This window comes from Lentzea aerocolonigenes (assembly GCF_000955955.1).
Lineage (GTDB): Bacteria > Actinomycetota > Actinomycetes > Mycobacteriales > Pseudonocardiaceae > Lentzea > Lentzea aerocolonigenes_A.
This window is the reverse complement of sequence record NZ_JYJG01000151.1, coordinates 39862-46329: the sequence shown is the minus strand read 5'-3', so window position 1 is coordinate 46329 and position 6468 is coordinate 39862. Positions and strand designations below refer to the sequence as shown.

General features: G+C 68.6%; 8 protein-coding genes. 2 read left to right on the top strand and 6 right to left on the bottom strand.

Annotated elements, in window-relative coordinates; translation table 11 throughout:
* The 3 genes from UK23_RS22110 to UK23_RS22100 all read right to left on the bottom strand — a co-directional run.
* On the bottom strand, window positions 1–924 hold a 924-nt coding region (locus tag UK23_RS22110; protein WP_045313491.1), incomplete at its 3' end, for a hypothetical protein.
* 113 nt (window positions 925–1037) lie between these two features.
* Window positions 1038–2336, bottom strand: a complete 1299-nt coding sequence (locus UK23_RS22105) for a PepSY-associated TM helix domain-containing protein (RefSeq protein ID WP_156213303.1) — start codon at window positions 2334–2336, stop codon at window positions 1038–1040.
* 50 nt (window positions 2337–2386) lie between these two features.
* A complete protein-coding gene (locus UK23_RS22100; RefSeq protein WP_156213302.1) occupies window positions 2387–2896 on the bottom strand; it encodes a hypothetical protein in 510 nt (169 codons plus the stop codon).
* An 89-nt stretch (window positions 2897–2985) separates the two neighbouring features.
* On the opposite strand from UK23_RS22100, the gene UK23_RS22095 reads away from it, so the two are divergent.
* The gene (locus UK23_RS22095; RefSeq protein WP_196777819.1) at window positions 2986–3381 is read left to right on the top strand and encodes a GNAT family N-acetyltransferase; all 396 of its coding nucleotides are present in this window, start codon (window positions 2986–2988) and stop codon (window positions 3379–3381) included.
* A gap of 15 nt (window positions 3382–3396) precedes the next feature.
* On the opposite strand, the gene UK23_RS22090 is transcribed toward UK23_RS22095, so the two are convergent.
* Together UK23_RS22090 and UK23_RS22085 are read right to left on the bottom strand one after the other, a co-directional pair.
* The gene (locus tag UK23_RS22090; RefSeq protein ID WP_045313487.1) at window positions 3397–3705 is read right to left on the bottom strand and encodes a hypothetical protein; all 309 of its coding nucleotides are present in this window, start codon (window positions 3703–3705) and stop codon (window positions 3397–3399) included.
* 15 nt (window positions 3706–3720) lie between these two features.
* On the bottom strand, window positions 3721–4290 hold the full coding sequence (locus tag UK23_RS22085) for a PadR family transcriptional regulator (RefSeq protein ID WP_045313486.1): 570 nt from the start codon (window positions 4288–4290) through the stop codon (window positions 3721–3723).
* A gap of 50 nt (window positions 4291–4340) precedes the next feature.
* On the opposite strand from UK23_RS22085, the gene UK23_RS22080 reads away from it, so the two are divergent.
* On the top strand, window positions 4341–4736 hold the full coding sequence (locus UK23_RS22080; RefSeq protein WP_045313500.1) for a nuclear transport factor 2 family protein: 396 nt from the start codon (window positions 4341–4343) through the stop codon (window positions 4734–4736).
* Here UK23_RS22080 and UK23_RS22075 read toward each other — a convergent pair.
* Window positions 4716–6437, bottom strand: a complete 1722-nt coding sequence (locus UK23_RS22075; protein ID WP_045313485.1) for a hypothetical protein — start codon at window positions 6435–6437, stop codon at window positions 4716–4718. The genes UK23_RS22080 and UK23_RS22075 overlap by 21 nt on opposite strands.
* Window positions 6438–6468: the final 31 nt, after the last annotated feature.

The following is a 6468-nucleotide window of genomic DNA, read 5'->3' as shown; positions in this document are numbered from 1 at the left end:
GACCTGCCTGCGGGCGTCCGAACGGGCCCGCTCGGCGCAGTCCATCAACCGCGCGGCCAGCACATCGGGGTCAAGATCACGCACGGCCGGGCTGAGCGCGATTCCCGTGGTCACGCCGTTCGAGTCGACGGTGACGCCGACGCCACCCCGCATGCCGACCCCGCTGATCTCCGCGAGGGACGCGACCAGATCGAGGTAGTGCCGGCGTTCGTGCTCGGCGGCGACCAACCGCTGTTCTTCCCACCAGGCGAGACGGCGGCGCAGCAACGCGTGCGCGGCGGCGGGGTCCGCCACCGGAACCGTCCACGCCCCGGACGCGGTGTGCAGCACCAGACCGCTCGCCTCGGTGCTCACGTGCCCGATCCGGTCGAACGAGACCCGAGCGCCCTTCCAGTCGATGCGGTCGTTTCCGATCACCACGTGTGCCGGACCAGCCAGCACCAGCGGAAAGCCGGTCGACCCGAGTTCGAGCAGCGGCGAGTCGAGCAACGTCCGGCGGGCCATCCTCGCGAGCACCCCGGACGACCCCGCGCTGAGCATTCCCAGGGCGCACAACGCTTTGACCGCCAGCGCCGCGTGCGGGGTGAGCCGCAGCGCTATCGCCGAGCCCGGTAACACGCCGAGCACGAGCTGTGTTCCGGTCATCAGCACAGTGGCGGGCAACCACGAGTACGGGTCGTTCAACCCGTTGCGCCGCAACCACGTCAGCAGCACACCGGCACACGCGACCGCCGTGACGGCAGGGATCGCCGCCCACCAGACCGGGGCGATCCCGGCCAGCGCGACGCAGATCAGACCAGTCGCCGCGGGCAACAGCCCGGCGGAGAGCAGCAGCAACGTCCTCGTCCGGCGCCAGCGGGACGCCAGCGCGTGCGCGATCCGGGGATCGTCGATCTGAGGAACGGCATGAGGTATGGGCGTCATCGGCGCACCCCTCGTCTGCTCTCCGCCGTCACGCGTTGTGACGTGCGGGCCGACCAGGCTTCCCGGCGCACCTACGCATCAATATCGCGTAAATGTCCAGGTAGCACAAGGAGTCAGCTCGTCTTCGCCCTCCTGCCGAGCGTGGCGTCGATCACCAGGAACGCCACGAGACTGATGCCGAGCAGCGGCACGAACCAGCCCACCGCCAGCGCTCCGGCCCCGAGTCCGATCAGCGCGGCGGGCGGGGCCTTGCGCCACTGGCCGCGCGGCGTCGGACGACCGAAACCCCGTGTGGGCCTGCGCTTCCACCACATCCGGTAGCCGAGCACGACCAGCGTCACGAGCCCGCCGCCGAGCAGCAGCAACAGCAACTGGTTCGGCCACCCGAACAGCACGCCCATGTGCGCGTCGATGCCCCACCTGGTGAGCTTCGCGGCGAGCGGGTAGTCGGCGAACTTCACCGAGCTGACGACCTCGCCGCCGTGCACCGCGACCGAGTCGACCTGCGTCGGCCAGCCACGGCCGATCTCCGCGACCTTCCACGCACCGCCCGGTGCCGTGGGCAGGCCGATCTCGACGGGCTTGGCGTCGATGCCGGCCAGCCGGGCGATGCCGAGGACGTTGTCGACGTCGCCGTGACCGCCTGCGGCCGGAGTGCTGGAGCCGTGTTCGCTGTGCTCGCCGGCGCCGGGCATCTTGAGCTGCGGCGTGGTCCAGCTGAAGGCTTCGCGGAGCTTGGAGACGTTCTCGCCCGCGTACGCAGACCACGTGAGACCCGTGGCGGACAAGAACAACGCGCCGACGAGCACCCACACACCGATCAGACCGTGCGTGCGGATGCGTTTGCTGTTGCGCGCCCTGCTGATCCACAGCACGAGGCCGCCCAACGCGACGACCCAAAGCCACGACGCGGCGAGCTCGCTGTAGAGGCGTCCGGGTTCGCCGAGCATCAGGTTGCGGTGCAACTGATCCAGCGTGGTGCGCAACGGCAGCACGCCGCTCGTTCCGTAGACGACGAGATCGCCGGTGACACGTCCGGTGCCGGGATCGACGAACACCGCACGGCGTTCGGACTCGCCGAGTCCCTTCTCCGCGAACAGGACACGAGTCGTGTCACCGGGTCCGGGCGCCGGTCGGACGGCGACCAAGGAACCGTTGGGCGACGTGGCGAGTGCGGCGTCGACCTGCTTGGCGAGCGGGAGTTGTTGCGTGGTAACGGGAACGCGGAGCTGATCGGAGTAGACCCACGACTCCAGCTGCGGAGTGAGGGCGTACAGGACACCGGTCAGCGCGGCGACCAGGATGAACGGGCCGACGAGGACGCCTGCGTAGAAGTGCAGGCGCATCAGGAGTCCCCGCCACGCGAACGATGTGCGTGACGGAGCCGTTGTGGTGGACATGGCTCTCCCAATGGGCGTGAACAGGTGCAGGACCGTCTCGAGACGGCCCTGTGAAAGGGGTTTCAGACCTGTTCAGCCGGAGGACCGCGCCACGACAGCACGTCCAGGAAGACGACCACCGCGGGAAGGATGCGCGGGGTGGCCACGACGAGCGGCGCCGTGGCGGGCAGGGAAGTGAGCCTGCGGGGGAGCACCGACGCGACGGCGCGGGCCAGTGCGAGCACAGTGCGTTCGGCTGCCGCGAGCACGACGACGGTCAGCGCGGTGGCCGCGATGTGTGCGGCGACCATGCGCGACGGGTCCGCGTGCTCGTGCCTGGATGCCGCGAGCGACATCATGAAGTGCATCGCGAGCTGGCCGCCGCCGATCAGCAGGAGCATCCGGCCCGGTGTCAGCTCGTGCCGTGCGAAACCGGCACAGGCCCACGTGAGCAGGGCGACCAGCGATAACGCCAGACCGGCGTCGGGGAAGTGGCCGTCCGCGGTCGAGTGCGCCAGAACGGCGAGCGCTCCCGTGACCACGCCGGCAACCGCACAGCGCGCACGGCGCAACGGGGCTGATGGCAGGGTCACGCGCGGAGCTTAACCGCCAGTCAGGCCGAAACCACACCCACGGAATAACCCTGTGGACGGTTCATCGCCGTGACCGGAAAATGAGCATTGTGATCTCTTACACCACGGACATCGGCGATCTCGCGGTGGACGACCTGGCCGGGTTCTTCGTCGGGTGGCCGAAGCCGCCGTCTGCTGCGCAGCACCTCGCCGTGCTGCGCGGGAGCTACCGCGTGGTCATCGCGCGTGCCGAGGGTCAGGTCGCCGGGTTCGTGAACATGATCAGCGATGGCGTGCTGACCGCGTTCATCCCGTGGCTGGAGGTGCGTCCGGAGTACCAGGGGCAGGGCATGGGCACCGAGCTGATGCGCCGGATCGTGGCCGAGGCGTCGCACCTCTACTCGATCGACCTCACCTGCGACGAGTCGTTGCGGCCGTACTACGAACGCCTCGGCATGGCCGCGCTGACCGGCATGGGCCTGCGCAACCGCGACGCGTGCGGGTGACCGTCGTGCCCGCCTTCAGATCCCTTCCAAGTCGAGGGTCTGCTGATGCGGGCCACCCGTGAACGAGCTCGTCAGCAACCCCGCACTCCGGCACCGCCCGCACGTGACCGGTGACGTCGTCGCCTTGAACCGGGTGAAGTCCCAGCTGCCGGTGCCGACGTGACAGCCGGGCCCCGGCACCTCCAGGCCGAGCCACCCCTGCAACCGCACGGCGTGCACCACGTCGGACCCCTCGAGGTATCCGTTGAGCCGCCCCGCGAACCGGTTCCGCGCCTCTTCCGCGGGCGCGCTGAGAGCCTCCTGCAACACCGAAATGCCGTTCATGCACCCGATTCAACCTCACGTGGACGCGTCGAGCCGGGCACCACGCCGCTCCAGCACCGTGAGGCAACGCGCACACCACCGCGCGTTGTCCCGCTCGAACGACAAGCCGCGCAACAGGGTCAGGTACGGCCCGACCCGTTCCGCCTCGCCGAGGAACTCTTCCTCAGTGCGGTTGCCGAGCAGTTTGGCCTTGAGCCGCTCGTACCGCGCGATCTTGGCCTCGGCCCACTGCTTGCGTTCCCGCAGCGACGCCTTGACCGCCTCGGCGTTGGCGTCCGCAGCCATCACCGCGACCAGCAGCTCGTCGCGAATCGCGGTCGGTTTGTGCTCCGCCTCCGTGAACCCGGCCAGAGCTTCGAGACCGGATGCGGTGAGCGAGAACAACCTCTTGTTCGGCCGCTTCTCCTGCTGAACGGTTCGTGCGGAGACCAGCCCGTCGGCCTCCATCCGATCCAGCTCGCGGTAGAGCTGCTGCGGCGTGCACATCCAGAAGTTCGCCACCGAGGCGTCGAACGCCTTGGCCAGGTCGTAGCCGGACGCCTCCCCGTCGAGCAGAGTGGCCATCACGGCATTGCGCAGCGACATACGAGCAGGTTACGGTGCCTCGACCTAGTCAACAAGTTTAGTAGGTGGCCGTGAGCGCGTTCCGCAAGGCAGTAGAAGCACGTGACACCGACGCGATGGCCGCCTGCCTGGCCGACACCGTGGTGTTCACCAGCCCGGTCGCCTTCGCGCCGTACCCCGGCAAGCCCCTGACGGCCGCGATCCTGCGCGGCGTCATGCGCGTGTTCGAGAACTTCCGCTACGAGCGCGAGATCATCGACGGGGAGAACCACGCGCTGGTGTTCCGGGCGGAGGTGGGCGGCAAGGAGATCCAGGGCTGCGACTTCCTGCACCTCGACGCGGACGGCCTGATCGACGAGTTCACCGTGATGGTGCGCCCGCTCTCGGCCGCGCAGGCCCTGTCGGAGGCGATGGCGGCGCAGTTCGAGCAGATCAAGGCCGAGGCGCTAGAAGCGTTCAACTCCTAACGCGGTGAGCGCCAGGTCGATGTTGGACAACCCCTGCAGGTTGCGGCCGGTCTGCGCCTTCAGTTCCACGATCGCCACATTGCGCTGGTCGTCGGCGGACATCTTCTTGAGGTCGGCGTCACCCCGCAGCCCGTTCTCCCGCAGGAACACCATGACCGCACCGACTCCGGCCAGATCAGCGTCGTTGTAGGCCTGGTAGTCGGTCTGGTTCGACAGCGAAGTCATCACCACGATCAACGTGTTGCGCATGTCGTCGTTGGACATGGTGTTGAGCTGGTGCTGCGTCCGGAAACGCCCGGCCAGCAACACCCCGCGGACGTAGAACGGCGCTGTGCCGACCCCGCGCCGGGCGAGGTCGCTGCCCAGTCCGATCTGGACCAGCTGCAGGTTCGTGTACCCCTGCAGCTCACGGCCGAGCCCGGTCTGCGCGCCGAGTTCGACGATGAGCACGTTGCGCATGTCGTCGGCGGTCATGGACTTCAGCGCGGCGTCGTCACGGAGTCCGTTGCGGCGCAAGAAGACCAGCACTGCACCCATGCCCGCGAGCGTCTCGCTGTCGTAGCGCTGGTAGTCGTTCTGCTTGCTGCGGGCGGTCATCTCGACGATCAACGTGTTGCGCATGTCCTCTGGCAGCATGAGGTTCAGTTGGTGCTGAGTGCGGAACCCGCCCGCGAGCAGCACGCCGCGGATCGGGAACGAGACGATCGCACCGGCGCGCACCTCGACGTCGACGAACTCGCTGCCCACGCTGAGGATCCGCAACGCGAAGTCGCCCACGGCGAACGGACGGTCGCCCACCACCAGCTGTGCCGCGCCCTCGTACCGGATCCGGCCGTCCGGCCCCTTCGAGTGCACGACCACGGCCTCGTACGTGATCCCCTGGTCGTAGCCGCGTTTCTGCCGCAGCTCGACGAAGAACACGCGGCCCTTGCGCGGGAACGAGATCAGCACCGGCTTGCCCGGTCCCGCGGCCATGTAGTTCAGCGCATACAGCCGGACGGTGGCCGGCAGGTCGCGGAGGTTGACGACGGACGAGCTGTCGCGGAACGCCTGCTCGCGGTGCAGCTGTGCCGCGCACATCATCGGCCCGATGATCCGGTTCGCGGGCTGCCCGACGTGCGGCCACTGCGTGTTCGGCCCGCCGTCCGGCAGTTTCGGGCTGGCCAGGCGGATGAAGCTCGGCTGGTTTTCCCTGGCCGGGCCGTAGACGCGCGCGCTCATCGAGGAGTACGGCGAGCCGTAGTCCGAGCCGTCGGTGCCGAGCTCGTGGGCGAGGCCGTAGCCGTGGCCGAGCTCCTCGGCGGCCACGTCGAACGGGGTGATGGAGTCGACCACCGTCACCTTGACGACTCGTTCGCCACCGTCGGCGGACGGCACGAGCACGTCGTACCCGCCCCACCAGCCGGTCGGGCGCGCCATCCAGATCAGCAGGACGTCCACGAACGCGAAGTCGACCTGCACGGCGGTTTTCACCACGAGCTCGTGCAGGTCGTTGCGCTTGGCCTCGGTCGAGATCGGGCCGGGGTCGTGGATCGTGATCGGGTCGAACACCTGGCTGCTCACGTCGAAGTGCCCGCGGGAGGACCGCCACCAGAAGTCGCCCATGCTGTAGTCGATGCCGGGCCGCATCCAGTTCTCGAACTGCTCCTGCGTCCAGACGCTGTCCGTGGCCGCGTACTTCACCGGAACGACTGCGATCATTGTCGGCTCCTCCGTGTCCGCTTCGAGTGGA

What these genes read in the sequence shown, in the direction of transcription:
- UK23_RS22085 (WP_045313486.1), bottom strand. Translation starts at nt 4,290, where the DNA reads ATGTCGCTGCGCAATGCCGTGATGGCCACTCTGCTCGACGGGGAGGCG.
- UK23_RS22090 (WP_045313487.1), bottom strand. Translation starts at nt 3,705, where the DNA reads ATGAACGGCATTTCGGTGTTGCAGGAGGCTCTCAGCGCGCCCGCGGAA.
- UK23_RS22075 (WP_045313485.1), bottom strand. Translation starts at nt 6,437, where the DNA reads ATGATCGCAGTCGTTCCGGTGAAGTACGCGGCCACGGACAGCGTCTGG.